Raw genomic sequence first — 17914 nt, forward strand, 5'->3', positions numbered from 1 at the left:
ACAGAGGTGATTATATGGATTTTTTTCGCTTGCATTTCTTTAAAGCAAATACTAGAGATATCAACATTGAAGCAGTTATTGCTTTCTTTGAAGTTATTGACGGTATAACAATTGATGATTCAAACAATCGCTTAGTTTTTAACTATGTAGATCCTAGACTGGATTTAACTTGTAGATTTTTTTTCATGCCTAAATCTCAAGTTAAAGAAATTTATCGCTTAGATCCAAAATATTATGATTTAAATTTCCAATTAGAAATTTCAACACTTGCTCCAGACTTTTTTGTTGAAAAAGTTTTACAAATAACAAAAAGATTAGTAGATAAGTTTAGTCTATTTGTTTTCCATGAAACATTTGTTGATGTCTTACAATATAGAAGAGACTTAGTTATGAATATCTTTATGCGTATTAAACAAAAATATTTAGAGTTGAATCCTAAATTACTAAATGAATATGCACTTGTTAGAAAAGATAAATTACACGGAATATTAAGATATTTAAATGACATTTATGAACTTCAAAAACACTATCAACAAGAAGAAACGATTGTTCCATTTTATTTATTTATGAAAATGGAAGATAAAAGTGTAAAAGTAGCATTTGAATGGAAATATGATACCTTAACAGTATTACCAATATATCTAGATTATATAATAGTTAATAGAGGAAATGATTCTTCAATAATTAATGCAGATGAGTTTTATGAAGTAGCAGGAAAATATCTAGAAGAAGTACCTGGTTTTTTAAAAGGAACATATGTTGTTCCTAAGAAAAACTTAAAAAAAATAAATAAGATTTTAAAGAAGTATAAATTTAGTAAAATTAAAGAAGCATTTGAATTTATTAAACATACTAAATTAATAGATTAGGAGAGAAAGTGTGAACAGAAAAAATATTAGATTTGCCTTTTTCCAAATATTATCACTAATCTTACTCGCTCTTGGAGTAGCTGGTGTTATTATATCAGGACTTGGTGCTGGTGCAGTTGATGCTCTCGCATACTTTTTAATGAGAAGTACAAAGTTACTAGATGTTGGAAATTGGACAATCATAATTAATGTTTCATTAGTTTTATTTTTATTAATAACAACTAGAAAATTAGCAGTACTATTTACCCTTTTAGTTGTCTTTGTTATGGGAGAGGCAATTAATATTTGGATTAATAGTTTTGAAAAAATATTTAATCTAGTTTTAAAAGATGGTCAAACATTATTTAGTACCGATAGGTTATTAATAGCAATTATTATTGCACTAGTGTCACTTGTAGTTATGGCAATTAGTGTTGCAATTATGATTAAAGAGAAAACTGTTAAATCACCATATGATGAGTTTGCTATATTCTTAGCAGATAAATTAAACAATTATTCTCTAGCAAAAATATTACTAGATGGAACATTTATGTTAGTTGCATTCTTAATTGCAATTTTAACTAAAGGTGTTAATTTTACAGAACAAATAAATGTATTTAGTTTGATAATTGTATTTGGTTTAGGACCACTTATCAATTTATTTACAAATTTGTTTACAAATGGAATTAAAAATAAAAAACAATTAGTAGTTAGTGAATAAAAATATGAAAGGATTTAATATATGAGAATATATTATTGGTAAGACAGATGAAATTAAACAAGTATATTGATCATACAAAGTTAGGGGCAAATGTTACTAAGGATCAGATAGATAAACTGCTTAGTGAAGCTAAGACATATGACTTCAAGAGTGTTTGCGTTAATCCAATTTGGGTTTCATATGCCAAAGATGCACTTAAAAATACAGACGTTTTAGTTTGTACAGTTGTTGGATTCCCACACGGAACTCATACAGCAATCGTTAAAACACAAGAAACACTAGATGCTGTTATCAACGGTGCCGACGAGATTGATATGGTTATTAATGTTCATGCCCTTAAATCAGGTAACTATGACCTCATTTTAGATGAAATTGAAGGTGTTGTAGTAGCTGCAAGTGGTAGAACAGTTAAAGTAATTATTGAAACTTGTTATTTAACAAAAGAAGAAATTGTTAAAGCATCAAACCTTGTAGTTGAAGCAGGCGCACAGTTTGTAAAAACATCAACAGGATTTGGTACCGGTGGAGCAAATGTTGAAGATGTTAAATTAATGAAAGATACAGTTAAAGAAAATGCATTAGTTAAAGCTTCAGGTGGAGTTAGAACTTATGAAGATGCTATGAAAATGATCGATGCAGGTGCTTCAAGAATTGGTACTTCTAATGGAGTCGACATCGTTATGAAAAAGGAGAATAAAAATGATACCAACACCACATATTGAGTTAAAAGACAAAAATTTAATTGCTAAAACAGTAATTATGCCAGGAGATCCACTTAGAGCAAAATTTATTGCTGAAACATTCTTAACCGATGTAGTACAAATCAACGGTGTAAGAAATATGTTAGGTTATACTGGAAAGTTTGGTAAAAAACTTGTTACTGTAATGGGTTCAGGAATGGGAATGCCAAGTATAGGAATTTATTCATACGAATTATATGCATTTTATGATGTTGAAACAATTATTAGAGTAGGTTCAGCTGGTGCATATACAGATAGACTTAATTTATACGATGTTGTTTTAACAAAAAATGCATGGACAGAATCAAGCTATGCTAAAACAATGGGAGTAACAGGAAGCAAAAAAATATCAGCAACTACTTCAACAAATAATCGTTTGAAAAAAGCAGCTGCAAAATTAGATATTAAATTACACGAAGAAACAATTCACTCTTCAGACGTATTTTACCGTAATAATCACAATGAATATAAAGAAATTTATGAAAAACATAATGCAGTTTGTGTTGAAATGGAATCATTTGCATTATTTGCAAATGCAAAAGCATTAGGCAAAAAAGCAGCTTGTTTATTAACAATTTCAGATTCATTAGTAACTAGAGAAGCAACTTCTTCAGAAGAGAGACAAAAATCATTTAAAGATATGATTCTTGTTGCTCTAAATAGTATTTAATCAATTAACTGATTAATTAATAAAACTTAGATAATAACTTGTAAACTTAGGTTTATAAGTTATTTTTTTTACTAAAATATAAAGTATTATATAATAATAAATCAAATTTGGTAATTTTTATTATTTATACTAGTTGGTTATAATAAAATAAAAAAAGGAGATTATAATGTTGAATCAACTAGTATTAGTAGGAAGAATTACACATGAACCAGAACCACTTATCTTAGAAGATGGAAAAAAAGTACTTAAATTTCAGTTAGCTGTTCAAAGATCATTTAAAAATTATAATGGTGAGTATGATACTGATTTTATTTCAGTCACAGCATGGGAGGGATTAGCAAGTACAGTTAAAAGTTACACGTCAAAGGGAGTTATGCTTGCAGTAAAAGGCAGAATTCAGTCATGGCAATATAAATTACCTGATGATAAAAAACTAGGTATGATAGAAGTTATTGCAGAAAAAATTACTTTTTTATCTAGCAGCAAACAAAAATTGGAAAAGGAATTAGAGGAATAGGAGTATATCTTATTCCTTTTTTATTAGTCGTTAAAAATTTAGTATTAATTTCATTAAAACAGTAAAAATATGATAGAATATTATAAGGAGTGATTATTATGAACATTAACTTCAAAGAAGAAGTATTAAAAAGAAAAGAAGAAATTATTAAAGATTTAAGTAATTTAATTAAAATTAATTCAGAACTTACAACATTTGACCCAAATAGAGTAGAGGCTCCTTTTGGTGAAGGTAATAAGGAAGCACTTGATTTTATGTTAAACTTAGGAAAAAAAGATGGTTTTAAAACATTAAATGTCGATAACTATGCTGGTCACATCGAGTACGGAGATAGCAAAGATTTTGTTGGAATTATTGGTCATCTTGACGTTGTTCCAGCAGGAAGTGGTTGGACATATCCACCATACGGTGCAGAAATTCATGATAATAAAATGTATGGTCGTGGAACAGAAGATGATAAAGGACCGACAATGGCAGCGTATTATGCACTTAAAATATTAAAAAAACTAAATGTTCCTTTAACAAAGAGAGTTAAACTTATTTTAGGTAGTGATGAAGAAAGTGGTTGGAGATGTGTAAATCATTATTTTTCAAAACATCCAGAAACACCAGTTTCAGGATTTATTCCTGATGCAGATTTTCCTTTAATTTATGCTGAAAAAGGGATAGTAAGAATAAATATTGAAGGAACTTTCGATCAATCAAAATTAATTAGCTTTACTGGTGGACTTAGAGATAATATGGTTCCCGATAATGCAAAAGCAATATTAGTAAATGATAAAGAATTACTAAATAATTTTAAGAAATATTTAAATGATAATAATATTAATGGTAAATACGAAGTTGTAGACAATAACTTAGTACTATCAGTAGATGGTATTAGTGCTCATGGATCAACACCTGAACTAGGTAGTAATGCAATTGATTTATTAAATAACTTCTTAATTGAAAATAATATTAAAAATGAATTAACAACTACAATCGATAAGTACTTAAGTAATGAAACAAGAGGAAGTAAATTAAAAATCAATTACACTGATGCTGAAATGGGCGATTTAACAGTTAACTTAGGTGTATTAGAATCTAAGTTGAATGAATTTAAGTTAGTTCTTAACATTAGATATCCAAATGGTGTAGTTTTTGAAGAATTATTTGATAAAATCAAAACATTATTTAATGACTATAAAGTAAGTTATAATCATCATCAAAAATTATTGTATAATGATCCAAATTCAGAATTGGTAAGTAAATTAATGAAAGTTTATCAAAAACATACAAATGACCAAGATGCAAAACCTATAACAATTGGTGGGGGAACATTTGCTAGAGCAATGCCAAATGTAGTTGCTTTTGGACCACATTTCCCAGGTAAACCATCATTTATCCATCAAAAAGATGAATATATCGATATTGATGATTTTATTTTAGCAACAATTATTTATACTGAGAGTTTATATGAATTAGCAAAATAAAAATTTAAGGGGAGATTTTATGCGTAAGTATTTAGATATGTGTTTAGATATCTTAACTAATGGAACTAAGAAAAGTGATCGTACAAATACAGGAACAATTAGTATGTTTGGCTATCAAGTTAAATATGATTTAAGTGAGGGTTTTCCTTTACTTACCACTAAAAAAGTTCATTTAAAATCGATTATTTATGAACTATTATGGTTTATTAGTGGAGATACAAACATTAGATATCTAGTATTAAATGGCGTAAACATTTGGAATGAATGGCCATATGACAATTATAAGAAAAGTCCAGACTATCAAAATGAAACATTAAAAGAATTTGTTGAAAAAATAAAAAATGATGAAGAGTTTGCTAATAAATATGGTAATTTAGGACCTGTTTATGGTAGTCAGTGGCGCAACTTCAATGGCATAGATCAAATTAGTGAATTAATTAATGGATTAAAAAATAATCCAGATTCAAGAAGACATATTATCTCTGCTTGGAATCCAGCAGAAATAAAAGACATGATGTTACCACCATGTCATGCATTTATGCAATTTTATGTAAATGATAATAAATTATCACTTCAACTCTATCAAAGAAGTGCAGATATTTTTCTAGGAGTACCATTTAATATCGCATCTTATAGTCTATTCTTAATGATGGTAGCACAAGTTACTAACTTAGAAGTGGGAGAGTTTATTCATACTATGGGAGATGCTCATATTTATTTAAATCATGTTGAGCAAATTAACCTACAGTTAACTAGAACTCCTAAAAAATTACCTAAAATGGTAATTAATAAAGATATAGTTAATATAACTGACTTCAAATATGAAGACTTTACCTTAGAAGAATATGACCCATATCCGTTAATTAAGGGAGTTGTTGCTGTATGATTACATTAATATGGGCCATGGATGAAAATTGGCTTGTAGGCAAAGATTCTAAGCTTCCTTGGCATATTAAAGAAGATTTAAAGTACTTTAAGAGTAAAACTAATGATCAAATTGTATTAATGGGACATATAACCTATATGTCAATGAAAGGTTATTACAAAGATAAACCTTTTCCATTTAAAAAAGTGTATGTTGCTAATTTGGAAGATACAACCTACAAAGATGCAACACTAATAAAAGACATTAATGCATTTTTAGCAAACAATAAAGAAAATTTGTTTGTAATTGGTGGCCCAACAATTTATAGGCTATCTCTTCCTTATGCAGATAGACTTTTAATCACATATATCTTAAATAGATATGAAGGAAATGTTTATTTTCCAAAATTTGATTTAAATAAATTTAAATTATTAAACTATAAGACAGAAAATATGTTAATTTTTTCTGAATATGAAAGGATAAAATAAATGATATCTATAATATTTTTAGTCACATGGATGTTAACCATTTATTTTGGCTATACGTTATTCTCATTTTGGTTTTTAATACCAGTTTATATAATTCTAGGCTATTTTGTTGGTATACTAGTTTTAGCTATTTTATTAATTTTATTAATGCCTTTAATGAAAATTACAAAAGTAAACACTAAGTTTAAGTATTACTTATCAAAAAGTGCAGCTAAATTCCTCAGTTTCTTTATATTTAGAGCAGTAGTGGATGTTGAGGGAAAAGAAAATATTCCAAAAAATGGTAAACTAACTTTGTATGCTAATCATAAATCACAAACAGATCCAGTATTAATTATGACAGCTTTAAATCGTGGTTTAGCTTTTACCCCTAAAATTTCACTATATAAAATACCAATTTTATCAAATTACATGTCATATGTTGGGTGTTTGCCAATTGATCGAGATGACAATAGAAAAACTGCTAAGACAATGATAAAAGCAATTGAAAATGTGAAAAAAGGACATGCAATGTTAATTTTCCCAGAAGGTGGAATTAAAACTAGGGAAACTGAGGAAATTCTTGAAATTAAAGGTGGAGCATTCAAAATTGGAACAAAAGCAGAGTCTGATTTTTTACCAATAACAATTATTGGTGGTACAAAATTTTCTAAGAAAAGATTTTTCTTGAAATTCTACAAGGTCAGACTCATAATTCATCCGATTATTAAATATGAGACAGTATCTCATCTTCAAACAACCGAACTTGGAGAATTAATAAAAGATACAATTAATGAACCATTTAGTAACTTAAAATAATAAAAAATAGTTTAGTTTGGATTAAACCTGACTAAACTATTTTTATTAATTTATAAATTACGCTTCATCATTATTATGAGTTTCAATTAAATTAAAATTTGATCCATCAAAATCAAAGACGTGAATTGAACAATTACCTAAATAAAAATTAGTATAATTATATTTGTTTTCATCCATTAAAACATAAATTGTTCTAATAACATGAGCATGAACTGTTAAAATAAGTGTTTGATCAGAATGATTCAAATAAAGATTACTTATAGCACTTTTAATTCTTTTTTTAAGTGTTTCTGTATCTTCAAAGCCATTTTCATTAAATCCATCTTGCATAACTATAGGAAATGACTCTTTAATTTCTGTTAGTTCATATTGCCCAAAGTCACGCTCAACTAGTAAATTATCTAATATAATATTATCTTTATAGTTATTTTTTTTAGCTATTAAATAAGCTGTTTCAAACGCTCTTGAAAGCGGGCTTGAAACTATTTTATCAAACTTGAAATTTAATTGTTTAATTAATTGACCAGTTTGCTTAGCTTGTTTTATTCCTGTTTTATTTAGTGGTTCATCAATTCTTCCTTGGACAAGTCGTTTTAAGTTATAGTTTGTTTGACCATGTCTTACTAAATATATACGCATATTATCACCTTTTCCTTTATTATTATAACATAATATAGTAAAATAATCTTAGAGGAGTTGATTATATGCATATTGTAGATTTAATCATTAAAAAAAGAGATGGTAATAAACTATCAAAGGAAGAAATTTATTACTTAATTGACAACTATACAAATGGTAATATTAAAGATTATCAAATGAGTGCACTACTTATGAGTCTTTTTTATGTAGGTATGACTGATGAGGAAGCAACCAACTTAGCTCTTGCAATGCGAGATAGTGGTGATATCTTTGATTTAAGTTCAATTAATGGAATTAAAGTTGATAAACATTCAACTGGCGGTGTTGGTGATACAGTTACCTTAATTTTAGGACCATTACTAGCTGCATGTGGAGCAAAGGTTGCGAAAATGAGTGGTAGAGGCCTAGGCCATACTGGTGGAACTATTGATAAATTAGAAAGTATTCCTGGTTTTAGAGTAGAAGTTCCTTTTACTGACTTTTTAAAACAAGTAAACGAAATTGGTGTTTCAATTATTGGTCAAAGTGGTGATGTTGCGCCAGCCGATAAAAAGTTATACGCACTTAGAGATGTAACAGGGACTGTTGATATCATTCCTTTAATTGCATCAAGTATTATGTCTAAAAAACTTGCAAGTGGTAGCGATGCTATTTGTCTTGATGTTAAAGTAGGTTCTGGTGCCTTTATGAAAACAGTTGAAGATGCAACTAAACTTGCAAAATTAATGGTAAGTATAGGTAATTTAGCAGGTAAAAAAGTAACTGCAATCTTAACTAGCATGGAAGAACCACTAGGTCATTATATTGGTAATGGTCTTGAAGTATATGAAGCAATTCTTGCATTATCAGGAAAAGGACCTAAAGATGTCTTAGAAGTAACAAATGTGATTAGTTCTCATTTATTAGTAGATGCTAAACTTGCAAAAGATATCGATGAAGCTCTAGAAATGTTAGATGAAGTAATTAAAAATGGTAAAGCTTTAGAAAAATTAAGAGAAATGGTAATTGCTCAGGGTGGTGATGTTTCTTATATTGATAATCCAGAGAAACTATTTTCCCATAAAAAAGTTTTAGTTAAAGCATTAAAATCAGGATATGTCGAAAAGATTAATGCTAGTGAAATAGGAGTTGCAGCAAGTAGACTTGGAGCTGGACGTGAGTTTAAAGAAGATATAATTGATTTAAAAGTTGGTTTAGATCTCCATGTTAAAATAGGTGACAAGGTTAATAAAGGTGATACAATTGCAACTTTATATGTAACAGAAAAAGGAATTGAAGAAGCAACTAATCTAATTATTAATAATATTATAATTGGCGATAAGCACTTAACTAATAAACTTATTTTAGGAATAATTAAATAAAACTTATAATAAAGTAGATCTCAAATCGATTTACTTTATTTTTTTATTAATTAATGTTACTATAGTTTTGCTACGGGGTGCCCAATGGGCTGAGAGATTAACATCGACTCGCATAACCTGATCTAGTTAGTACTAGCGGAGGGATAGTTTAAAATATTTTTTTAACTATTTCTTTGGTATGCCAAAGAATTTTTTATTTATAGGAGGAGAAATATGCAAAATAAAGAAAAGTTAGTAAGTCTTATTTTAAGATTAATACTAAACTTGATATTAGTTACTTCAGCAAGCCTAATTTTAGGAAGCCTGAGTAATGGAATTGTTATTGGTAGAACAGAGAATAAAGAACTTATATATAGTAACATGAGTTTATTACTGCCAAAAGTATTAGTTATAATTAGCATAGTTTTAATTGCTATACTAGTTATATTAGATTTGATTAAATTAGGTAATCATTTATTAGAAGATTCTAAGAATAAAAAGTATATTAAAATTACTTTATATGCTCTATTCTTAATAATAAATATATATACTTTAATAATATTTCCGATTGATCAAGATAAAAGAAACGGATTTGCCTTTGGATTTTCACTCGCAAATGCAATTATTAGTATTACTTTAATTTTAGAGCTTGTATTTTCATTTATAGAGAAAAAAGAAACTTCTAAAATTACCGTAGAAGTTTTATCAGAAGGTGCTATCTTTGCTGCTCTTGCAGTAGTATTATCATTAATTTCAAAAATGATTCCTGCACTTGAATTACCAAATGGTGGAAGTTTTTCATTATCAATGTTACCACTATTCATTTTTGGCTTAAGAAGAGGAGTAAAAGCTGGAGCAATCATGGGATTTACTTATGGAGTAGTAAATCTACTTACAGATGGCTTTATCTTACATGTTGGATCAATCTTTTTTGACTATTTAATCCCTTTTACTTTATTAGTAGCAGTAAGTGGTCTTTTTAGCAAAAAAGCCCAAGAAGGCTCTTTAAAGTCAGTTATTTTGGCAGTTTTAATTGGTTCATTCTTAAGATATGTAATGCATGGTTTATCAGGGGTTATTTTCTTTAGCGATTATGCTGATGGTAAAAATGTATGGTTTTATTCATTTATTTTATATAACTTACCATATATGGCTGTATCAGCATTAGCTAGTTTAATTTTCGTTATTATGCTAAGTAAGAAATTTATTTATTTAGAAACAAGACTTAAATAATATTCATCAATAATTTTTAAATAATCTAATCTTGGATTATATTTAATATTAATTTCATAAGCACTTTGTAGAAATTCGGTATAAGGAATCGACTTTCTCTCAGTGCTTTTTTTATCCCAATATTTAGCTAAAATACTAAATGGCAAGAAAAAATACTTGTTATGTTTTTTAAAATGAACAATTAAAAAAGCAATCCCACCATGTTTTTCAACATTTCTCAAATGAGTTACTTGATGTTCGTGAATATTACTTAATGGATAAGCTGTTTTATTATTAGTTTCTTTAGCATCAAAGTCAATATACTTACCCTTATAGATTCCATTAAAGTCAGTTGTAGATGGAGTTTTATAATAAGCCTCAGTAATTTTAGCCTTATTTCTTGACGGATAACTAACATTTACAATTTGTACTGGGGTAGGTTTTTTATGAATCACAGCAATATCATTAACTAAATAATAGTTATTTGTATACTCTAAATCACTTTCTAGAGTCATGCCTAGATTTGCATAATTAGTTTCCTGTTTAACTAAAGTTTTTTTATTTGGATATTTCATTTAATCACCATTTTTATTTTAACATTATTTAGATATTTTTTAAAGGTAAAAAGAGTTCTAAAACATTAGCTATTTAATTTATTAAAATAAATAAAATGCTTTCATGAATATTTTAAATAAAACATGTTATAATAAGAAAGTAATAAGACGATAAAGGAAGTGAATATAATGAGTCAAATTCGTTTTTTTGCCCTAGGCGGATTAGCTGAAAATGGAAAAAATATGTTTGTAATAGAAGTAGATAATGATTTATTTATTTTAGATGCAGGTATTAAATATCCAGGTAGCGAACTCTTTGGGGTTGATGAAATAGTACCAGACTACAAAATGTTAATAAGAGTGAAGAATAGAATAAAAGGTATTTTTTTAAGTCATGCTCATGAGGATCATATAGCAGCCTTATCACATATTTTAAAAGATATTAATGTACCTGTTTATGCTACTAATTTCACAATGGAAATAGTGAAAGATAATTTAAAAGAAGCAGGTTTAAAATTAGAAGATTATACATTAAATGTTATAAGTCAAAATAATATAATTAAATTTGGCAATGTTAGAATTACATTTTTTAATACTACGCATTCAATTCCAGAATCAGTTGGTATAGCAATTCAAACTACTAAAGGAAATATTGTATATACTAGTGATTTTACATTTGATCAATCTGGTGATATTAAATATCAGACAGACTTTGCAAAAATCAATCAATTAGCAGAAAAAAATGTTTTAGCACTTTTAATTGAATCAATTGGTGCAAATGATGTTAGAACAAGTAATATGCAATTAGAACTTGATCATAAATTAAATAGTGTTTTTTCAAATGCAGAAGGTAGAATTTTAGTTTCATTATTTTCTTCGGATCTGCAAAAAATTCAAAGAATTATTGATATCGCAATCGAACACAATAAAAAGATAGCAATTATTGGAAGAAAAGCTCAAAGAATAGTTGATATTGCAATTAACGAAGGTTACTTAAATATTCCTGAAGCATCTTTAATTAACTTAAAATTTATTGATGATAAAAATAAAAATGATGATAAGAATATTGTTGCTTTAATTACCGGAAACAGACATGAACCATTTTATATGATTCAAAGAATGTGTAAAAGAAGTGATAGATTAATTCATATTAATGATCGTGACACAGTTTTGATTATGACAGCACCAGTACCAGGTACTGAAAAAATGGCAGCAAGAACACTAGATATTTTATTTAGAAGTGATGCAAAAGTTGAAGTTGTAAACCCAAGATTATTATCATTAAATCATGCAAGTAGTGATGAAATAAAAATGATGATCAATATGTTAAAACCACAGTATATTATTCCAGTAATTGGTGAGTTTAGACATCAGTATCGCGTTAGAAAACTTGCTAATGGCTTAGGATACAGTGATGATAGAATCTTTAATATGGATAATGGTGATGTTTTAACATTTGCTGATGAACCATTTGTAAGTAAAGGTGAAATTGGAGCTGGAGAAATCTTGATTGATGGAACTGCAGTTGGTGATGTTAATGACTACGTACTTAGAGATAGAGAAATACTAGCAGAAGATGGGGCATTAATAATAGTTGCTCATGTTAATCCAAGAAAAAAAGAAATTGTTGGTGATGTTGAAATAGTAACTAAAGGATTTGTTTATATTAAGGAAGCAGAAGAATTATTAAATCAAATTAAAGAAACATTCTTAGAAACAAGTAAAGATCATTTAAATAATAAATATATTAATTGGAATGATTTTAAAAAAGATGTAAGAAATGACTTAGCAAAATTCATTTATACTGAAACAAGACGTAATCCAATTATTATTCCTGTCATAGTTTCAACAGAAATTAAATAAAAAATAGTCCCACTTTATGAAATATTTAGTAATAAATATCGATAAAATGTGGGATTTTTTTATTTATAAAACATTTAAAAAAATTGAAACGCTACCATTTAAAAAAGAAAACATTTTCATAAAAAGTAAGCGTTATTAAAAATCGAAACACTTTTTTTAAGAAAATTTAATGCTATAATTTATGTGTAAAGATAAGAAGGAGGAAGAAAAAATGTTTAAACATATATCAGAAAACAAATACGAATTTAACGTAAGAAGAGTTGCAGAATTAGATAGATTACTTTTAGAAAAAGAAAGACAATTAAGTAATACTACAGGATTATTAAATACTTTCAAATTAAAAAGTGAAATTAAAAAACTTTACAAGTTAATCGTTGAGTATGGAAACGAAGTTATTGAATACGAATACAATAAAGCAAACTTCGAACTAAATTAAAAGAAGTGTTAATTATAATTAGGTAATTAGCACTTCTTTTATTTATATATATTTACTTTTTTTCTTTAACTCTACGAATGCCTTTTATTTTATCTATTTCAAGCAATCTTTTGTTTAACGCTGCTTCATATTTACTTTCATCTTTAGGTTCATAATAAATATCAGATTCAATTTTTTTAGGTAAGTATCTTTGATCGTTTAATGAACCAGCTGAATCATGGGGATAATGGTAAATTGATGGATCAGCTTTTATTAAGTTATTGTCTATATAATTAGGTACATCACTAGCATTTGTTTGATTATATCTAGTAAGCGCCTTATCAATTGCAAGATATGCGGTATTTGATTTAGGGCTAACCGCCATATCAATTACAACTGCTGATAAAATAATTGAAGCCTCAGGAAAACCAATAGTCTTACATGCATGATATGCATCCATTACCTTACCACCCATTGCAGGTTGAGCTAGACCAATATCTTCATAAGCTATTACAATTAGTCTTCTAAGAATACTTTCTAAGTCACCAAGTGTAATTAGTCTTGCAAGATAGTGAAGACTTGCATCAACATCAGATCCTCTGATTGATTTTTGTAGGCCACTTAATAAAAGATAATAATTATCTTGATTTTTATCTAAATTAAATTTTGGATTACCTAAAATAGATTTGATTAGTTCTTTCGTTAGAGTTGCGCCATCTTCTAGGTAGAGTGTTGCGGTATCGATTAAGTTTAGAAGAGATCTTGCTTCATTGTTGGCATATCTAATTAATAAATCCATAGCCTCATCATCAATACTAATTTCTATATCTAAATATTTTAAAGCTTTAAATATTAAGTTTTTTAAATCCTTATCACTAATTGGATTTAATTCATAAATATTAACCCTGCTCCTAATCGCCCAGTTTACACTATGATTTGGATTAGTAGTAGTTAAACCGATCATAGTTACTTTACCATTTTCTAAATAAGGTAATAAAAAATCTTGAATATCGCTTTTCATGCGATGAACTTCATCAACAATTAATACTATATTATTAAAATTAGTAGTATGAATGATATCTTGAAGTCTTGCTTTATTATCAGTAGAAGCATTGAAAATGAAGGATTCCATATTAATCTCTTTACTAAAAATATTTGCAATTGTTGTTTTACCGGTTCCAGGTGGCCCATATAACACAAAAGATAATGGTTTATTTTTCATAACCATTTTTCTAATTATTCCGTTTTCTCCTACTAAATGATCTTGACCTAAAATATCATCAAAGCTCTTTGGTCGCATTTTGCTTGCTAGTGGTTCCATTAAATCACATCCTAAATTAATTATACCATTATTACTATAATATAAGGTGGTACTTATTGTTAAAAAGTACCATTTTGTGGTAAAATAGTAACGTATAAATTATATGTTGGAGGTTAACATGGATTTAAAAAAATATATAGCAAGTGTTGAAAATTTTCCTAAAGAAGGAATATTATTTAGAGATATTACGCCATTAATGGCAAATGGAGAAGCATATAAATATGCTAATGATAAATTAATTGAATTTGCAAAAGAAAAAAAAGCAACATTAATTGTTGGACCAGAAGCTAGAGGTTTCATTTTTGGTTGTCCAGTTGCTCATAGTTTATCAATTGGTTTTGTTCCAGTTAGAAAACCTGGTAAATTACCTAGAGAAACAGCAGACATAAAGTATGATTTGGAATATGGAAGTAACTCACTTTCAATTCATAAAAATGATATTAAAAAAGGTGAACGTGTCTTAATTATTGATGACTTACTAGCAACAGGTGGGACAGTTAAAGCTACAATTGACTTAGTTGAAAGTCAAGGTGGAGTTGTTGTGGGAGTTGGATTTTTAATTGAATTAGAAGATTTAAAAGGTAGAGAATTAATCAAAGAGTATGATTGTTTATCATTAGTAAAATACTAAGAAAATAGGAAGTGATATTATGGTAGATTCATTATTTGAATCACTCGCTAAGGTATATGAAGAATATATCTTAAATGAACAAGATAGAAACCAGATAGAAAAAGCATATATTTTAGCACGTAATAGTCACCAAGGCCAACTTAGAAAATCTGGTGAGCCATATATTACTCACCCAGTTGCTGTTGCAATTATTTTAGCTAACGTAGGCAGTGGACCAAATACACTACAAGCTGCACTACTTCATGATGTTGTTGAGGATACAAGTGTAACTTTAATGGATTTAAGCAAAGAATTTGGTAAAGATGTTGCATTCATCGTTGATGGGGTAACAAAATTAACGAAACTAGAGTTTCATGATGCACCATCACAAGCAGATAATCATCAAAAAATGTTAATTGCAATGGCTAAAGATATAAGAGTAATTTTAATTAAAATTGCAGATAGACTTCACAATATGCGAACTCTTGATTCAATGAGACCAGAAAATCAAATTAGAATTGCTAAAGAAACTCTTGAAATATATGCACCTATAGCTCATAAATTAGGGTTATTCGTGATTAAAGCAGAACTAGAAGATCGTGCTTTAAAATATGCAGAACCAGCAAAATATTATGAAGTATCAAGACTTATTCAATCTAAAAAAGATGAAAGAGAAGAAAGTATTAATAATATTACAGGTGTAATTGATAAATTATTAAAAGACAATGGTTTAACAAATTATAAGATAAAAGGTAGAATTAAAAATATTTACAGTATATATAAGAAAATGTATATTAACAAACGTAGTTTTGAAGATATTTATGACCTTTTAGCAATTAGAATAATAGTTGATAAAGTTGAATCATGTTATCAGTCCCTAGGGCTAATTCATGCTAATTTCACCCCGATTCCAAGAAGATTTAAAGACTATATTGCTGTTCCAAAACCTAACCTTTATCAATCATTACATACTACTGTTTTGTTTAATGACGGAACACTTTTTGAAGTGCAAATTAGAACAAAAGAGATGGATGATGTTGCTGAATTAGGGGTTGCAGCACATTGGGCTTATAAAGAAAATAAAAACTATTCAAAAGAACGTGAACAATTTGAAATGGCACAAAAACTCAAATGGTATGGTGAATTACTAAAAATGAGTGAAGATATTGATGACATTTCTAGTGGTTCTGAAGAGTTTGTTGAAAGTGTCAAAGGTGATATTTTAGGTGCCAATGTTTATGTCTTTACACCTAAAGGTGAAGTAATAGAATTACCTAAGGGAGCAACACCAATTGACTTTGCTTATAGAATTCATAGTGATGTTGGAAATAAAATGGTTGGTGCAACCGTTAATAATAAGATAGTATCACTTGATTCAGAGTTAAAGACTGGTGATATTGTCTCTGTTAGGACAAATAAAAGCTCATTTGGTCCTAGTGAATCTTGGTTAAAGATTGCTAAGTCCAATCATGCTAAACATAAAATAAAGTCATTTTTAAATAAGAAAAATGCAGAAATGTTAGCTGAAACTGGTAAAGATATTATTTTAAGAGAACTAAATAATAATAAAATATCAGAAGACATTACAGATGAATTTGTAAAAGAACACTTTAGTAAAAATGGCGTTAGAAATCTAGAAGATTTATATGTTGAAATTGCTAAAAATAATATTAGTGCAAAAACAGTTATTGCAAAAATTGTTGGTACTGAAATTAATAAAGAACAATATCTACAACGTCAAATGGAAAAAACCACAAGAGCAATTCACTCAACAAGTGAAACTGGTGTAATTGTTGAAGGATTAACTAATCCACAAATTAAACTAGGTAGTTGTTGTTTTCCAATACCTGGAGATAATATTTTAGGTTATGTGTCAAAGGTTGGTGGAATTGTAGTGCATGATATTAATTGCCCTAATGTAATTAGCCTTGATCAAAATAGAAAAATAGAAGTTTATTGGGCAACTAAAGTTGATAGAAAATTCCCAACTCTCCTTAAAATCATTGGACCAAGTAAACCGACATTCCTTTATGACATTGTAAAAATCGTTAATGCTTCTAATGTTAACGTTGCTGAGATGAACTCAAATACAACACAATCATTAGAAACAGTTATAAAGTTAAAAATATTAATTGAAGATAAAGAAAAGTTAGAAAAACTAATTGCAAATATTCAAAAAGTTAGTGATGTTTATAGCGTGGAGCGTGATTATAGATGAAATTAGTAGTCCAAAGAGTAAGCTCTGCAAGTGTTGTTTCAGACGGAGTCTTAACAGGAAGCATAAATACAGGTTTTTTAGTTCTACTTGGTATTCATAAAGATGATAGTTTAGAATTAATTCCTAAATATGTAAAAAAATTAATTAATCTTAGAATTTTTGAAGATTCAGCAGGTAAATTAAATTTAAGCATTAAAGATGTCTTAGGTGAGATTTTACTTGTTTCTCAGTTTACACTATATGGTAATGTTGGAAGAGGTAATAGACCATCTTTTATAGATGCTAAAAATCCGACTGAAGCAATAATAATCTATGAAGAATTTATAAATGATCTAAGTAAGGAAATACCAGTCCAAACTGGAGTGTTTGGAGCAAATATGCAAGTATCACTCACGAATGATGGCCCAGTGACAATTATAATCGAAGATTTATAATTGACAAATAAGCATTTATAATATAAAATATAGAAGTAATTAAATCGTTGATGACAAAGGATGTTGGAAACAACTGTGACACCTTTTGAGACATACATACATAATTAAGCGCTAGTACATACTAGAATTAAGGTGGCACCGCGGAAAGTATTCGTCCTTATCTTTTTTAAAGACGAATATTTTTTATTT

The 17914-nt window shown here is 28.1% G+C and carries 19 protein-coding genes and 1 riboswitch; of the genes, 16 read left to right on the forward strand and 3 right to left on the reverse strand.

Annotation, left to right across the window (positions count from 1 at the left end; genetic code table 11):
• The first annotated feature begins 14 nt into the window (after positions 1 to 14).
• The 9 genes from T352_RS0101070 to T352_RS0101110 all read left to right on the forward strand — a co-directional run bounded on the left by T352_RS0101070 (position 15) and on the right by T352_RS0101110 (position 7119).
• Positions 15 to 869, forward strand: coding sequence for a hypothetical protein (locus T352_RS0101070; protein ID WP_026391386.1), 855 nt, complete (start codon positions 15 to 17; stop codon positions 867 to 869).
• Between the two features lie 10 nt (positions 870 to 879).
• Complete coding sequence (locus T352_RS0101075; protein ID WP_026391387.1) at positions 880 to 1569, forward strand: hypothetical protein; 690 nt, start codon at positions 880 to 882, stop codon at positions 1567 to 1569.
• Positions 1570 to 1616: 47 nt separating this feature from the next.
• Positions 1617 to 2291 (forward strand): deoxyribose-phosphate aldolase, encoded by a 675-nt coding sequence (deoC, locus tag T352_RS06035; RefSeq protein ID WP_162151076.1) that lies wholly within the window; start codon positions 1617 to 1619, stop codon positions 2289 to 2291.
• Entirely contained in the window at positions 2272 to 2979 is a 708-nt protein-coding gene (gene deoD / locus T352_RS0101085; protein WP_026391388.1) for a purine-nucleoside phosphorylase, read from the forward strand. The genes deoC and deoD overlap by 20 nt, the downstream gene beginning before the upstream one ends.
• Positions 2980 to 3145: 166 nt before the next feature.
• Complete coding sequence (locus T352_RS0101090; protein WP_026391389.1) at positions 3146 to 3496, forward strand: single-stranded DNA-binding protein; 351 nt, start codon at positions 3146 to 3148, stop codon at positions 3494 to 3496.
• Between the two features lie 98 nt (positions 3497 to 3594).
• Positions 3595 to 4968: a dipeptidase PepV gene (gene pepV / locus T352_RS0101095; RefSeq protein ID WP_026391390.1), complete on the forward strand. Its 1374-nt coding sequence runs from the start codon at positions 3595 to 3597 to the stop codon at positions 4966 to 4968.
• Between the two features lie 19 nt (positions 4969 to 4987).
• Positions 4988 to 5854, forward strand: coding sequence for a thymidylate synthase (gene thyA, locus T352_RS0101100; protein ID WP_162151077.1), 867 nt, complete (start codon positions 4988 to 4990; stop codon positions 5852 to 5854).
• Positions 5851 to 6321, forward strand: coding sequence for a dihydrofolate reductase (locus T352_RS0101105; protein WP_026391392.1), 471 nt, complete (start codon positions 5851 to 5853; stop codon positions 6319 to 6321). Before thyA ends, T352_RS0101105 begins: the two co-directional genes overlap by 4 nt.
• On the forward strand, positions 6322 to 7119 hold the full coding sequence (locus T352_RS0101110) for a lysophospholipid acyltransferase family protein (protein ID WP_026391393.1): 798 nt from the start codon (positions 6322 to 6324) through the stop codon (positions 7117 to 7119).
• A 57-nt stretch (positions 7120 to 7176) separates the two neighbouring features.
• Here T352_RS0101110 and T352_RS0101115 read toward each other — a convergent pair whose 3' ends face one another.
• The gene (locus T352_RS0101115) at positions 7177 to 7758 is read right to left on the reverse strand and encodes a histidine phosphatase family protein (RefSeq protein ID WP_026391394.1); all 582 of its coding nucleotides are present in this window, start codon (positions 7756 to 7758) and stop codon (positions 7177 to 7179) included.
• Positions 7759 to 7823: 65 nt separating this feature from the next.
• On the opposite strand from T352_RS0101115, the gene T352_RS0101120 reads away from it, so the two are divergent.
• A complete protein-coding gene (locus tag T352_RS0101120; RefSeq protein WP_035344717.1) occupies positions 7824 to 9119 on the forward strand; it encodes a pyrimidine-nucleoside phosphorylase in 1296 nt (431 codons plus the stop codon).
• Positions 9120 to 9182: 63 nt separating this feature from the next.
• Positions 9183 to 9280: riboswitch (TPP riboswitch) on the forward strand.
• Positions 9281 to 9332: 52 nt separating this feature from the next.
• Entirely contained in the window at positions 9333 to 10331 is a 999-nt protein-coding gene (gene thiT, locus T352_RS06790; protein ID WP_051615668.1) for an energy-coupled thiamine transporter ThiT, read from the forward strand.
• Here the strand turns inward: thiT and recU are convergent.
• Positions 10307 to 10885: a Holliday junction resolvase RecU gene (recU, locus tag T352_RS0101130; RefSeq protein WP_026391396.1), complete on the reverse strand. Its 579-nt coding sequence runs from the start codon at positions 10883 to 10885 to the stop codon at positions 10307 to 10309. The two genes, thiT and recU, sit on opposite strands and share 25 nt — an antisense overlap.
• Before the next feature lie 168 nt (positions 10886 to 11053).
• Here recU and T352_RS0101135 point away from each other — a divergent pair, with 168 nt between their 5' ends.
• Both T352_RS0101135 and T352_RS0101140 read left to right on the forward strand, forming a co-directional pair.
• Positions 11054 to 12727, forward strand: a complete 1674-nt coding sequence (locus T352_RS0101135) for a ribonuclease J (RefSeq protein ID WP_026391397.1) — start codon at positions 11054 to 11056, stop codon at positions 12725 to 12727.
• A 211-nt stretch (positions 12728 to 12938) separates the two neighbouring features.
• The gene (locus T352_RS0101140) at positions 12939 to 13163 is read left to right on the forward strand and encodes a hypothetical protein (RefSeq protein WP_026391398.1); all 225 of its coding nucleotides are present in this window, start codon (positions 12939 to 12941) and stop codon (positions 13161 to 13163) included.
• Positions 13164 to 13215: 52 nt separating this feature from the next.
• Here the strand turns inward: T352_RS0101140 and T352_RS0101145 are convergent, their stop codons facing one another.
• Positions 13216 to 14463, reverse strand: coding sequence for a replication-associated recombination protein A (locus tag T352_RS0101145; protein ID WP_051615670.1), 1248 nt, complete (start codon positions 14461 to 14463; stop codon positions 13216 to 13218).
• A gap of 118 nt (positions 14464 to 14581) precedes the next feature.
• On the opposite strand from T352_RS0101145, the gene T352_RS0101150 reads away from it, so the two are divergent.
• From T352_RS0101150 to dtd, 3 genes are read left to right on the forward strand one after another with little or no spacing between them, the layout of a single operon-like run.
• Positions 14582 to 15094: an adenine phosphoribosyltransferase gene (locus tag T352_RS0101150; RefSeq protein WP_026391400.1), complete on the forward strand. Its 513-nt coding sequence runs from the start codon at positions 14582 to 14584 to the stop codon at positions 15092 to 15094.
• 19 nt (positions 15095 to 15113) lie between these two features.
• Positions 15114 to 17291, forward strand: a complete 2178-nt coding sequence (locus tag T352_RS0101155) for a RelA/SpoT family protein (RefSeq protein WP_162151078.1) — start codon at positions 15114 to 15116, stop codon at positions 17289 to 17291.
• Entirely contained in the window at positions 17288 to 17725 is a 438-nt protein-coding gene (gene dtd / locus T352_RS0101160) for a D-aminoacyl-tRNA deacylase (RefSeq protein WP_026391402.1), read from the forward strand. The genes T352_RS0101155 and dtd overlap by 4 nt, the downstream gene beginning before the upstream one ends.
• Positions 17726 to 17914 lie beyond the last annotated feature (189 nt).

The organism is Haploplasma modicum ATCC 29102 (assembly GCF_000687835.1).
Taxonomy (GTDB): domain Bacteria; phylum Bacillota_I; class Bacilli_A; order Acholeplasmatales; family Acholeplasmataceae; genus Haploplasma; species Haploplasma modicum.